The 1,563-nt window shown below is 72.6% G+C and carries 1 pseudogene; it reads right to left on the bottom strand.

The window, feature by feature from the left end:
• Positions 1–1,563: pseudogene (locus LRA98_RS12745) on the bottom strand (excinuclease ABC subunit UvrA); the annotation flags it as partial.

Below are 1,563 nucleotides of genomic sequence, written 5' to 3'. Positions count from 1 at the left end.
CGGCGCGGCGCGATCCAGCGACAGGTAGCCGAGGCCGACCCGCTCCAGGAAGGCCAGCCGCGCGCCGATCTCGGCGATGACGTCTGCGCCGATGGCGGTCTCGCGCTCGTCGAGGGTCAGCGCCTCGAGCCAGGGCCGGAGCTCGGCCACGGAGTCCGCGGTCACCTCGGTGATGCTCCGGCCGTGGAAGCGCACGGCCCGGGCCACGGGGTTCAGCCGCCCGCCCTGGCAGGCCGGACAGACCCGGGCTGCGTCAAGCTCCGCCTCCTCGGCCTCGTCCGGGTCGCGGACCAGCAGCCCGGTGCCGTGGCAGCCGCTGCACCAGCCGTGGCGGGCGTTGAACGAGAACAGCCGCGGATCCGGCTCGGCGAAGCCCTGCCCGCAGGCCGGGCAGGCCCGGCGCGTGGACCAGACCCGCTCGGCGTCGGCGCCGCTGCCGTCCAACGGGGCGATGCGCACGGTCCCGTTGCCGTGATCCAGGGCCTCCTCGAGGCGCTCGCGAAGATCCGCCTCGGCATCGGCCCGGATCTCGATGCTGCCCAGGGGCAGATCGATGTCGTGCTCCCGGTAGCGGTCCAGCCGCGGCCACTGCGCCGTGGGCTGGAGTTCACCGTCCACACGCAACTGCTCGTATCCGCGGCCGGCCGCCCAGGCGGCCAATTCCTTGTAGATCCCCTTGCGCGCGACCACCAGAGGGGCGTAGAAGGCCATCCGCTGCCCACGGTGTTCGCGCAGCAACCGCGCGGCGATGCCCTCCGGCGTCTGCGCCTCGATGGCGACCTGGCACTCCGGGCAGTACTGCACGCCGAGACGCAGGTAGAGCAGGCGCAGGTAGTGGTAGATCTCGGTGAGTGTCGCCACCGTGGAGCGGTATCCGCCTCGGCTGGTGCGCTGCTCGATGGCCACCGCCGGCGGGATGCCGGTCACCGCGCCGACGTCCGGACGCGAGGCCGGCTGCACCAACTGTCGGGCGTAAGCGTTGAGCGACTCCAGGTAACGGCGCTGGCCCTCGGCGAAGAGGATATCGAAGGCCAGGGTCGACTTCCCGGAGCCGGACACCCCGGTGACCACGGTCAATCGATCCCGGGGGATGGCCACGTCGATGTTGCGCAGGTTGTGCTCGCGGGCCTGGTGCACCTCGATCGCGGCCGGAGCGTCCACGGCATACGGCGCTGCCGCCTCGGCCACGGCCGGGGGCGCCAGGAGCCCCGCGTCCTCCTCCAGACCGGTGCCGTAGTCGGCCAGGGCACGCCCGGTCGCCGTGGCGGAGGCCGCCAGCTGCGCCGGCGTACCACTGGCCAGCAGCCGGCCGCCGCCCTCACCGCCCTCCGGGCCGAGGTCGAGGATCCAGTCGGCGTTGGCGATCAGATCCAGGTTGTGCTCGATGACCAACAGGCTGTAGCCAGCGTCCACCAACCGCTGGAAGGCGTCGAGGAGGACCTGGCAGTCGCTGAAGTGCAGCCCGGTGGTGGGCTCGTCGAAGATCAGCAAGGTGCCGGTGCCCGGCTCGGCCCCCTTACCCCGCCCCTTGCCGCGCTCGGCCAGGTGCCCGGCGAGCTTGAG

This window comes from Halorhodospira sp. M38 (assembly GCF_022227985.1).
GTDB classification, from domain to species: Bacteria; Pseudomonadota; Gammaproteobacteria; order Nitrococcales; family Halorhodospiraceae; genus Halorhodospira; species Halorhodospira halophila_A.
The sequence above is the reverse complement of the archived record's forward strand: the minus strand, read 5'-3'. Positions and strand labels throughout refer to the sequence as shown.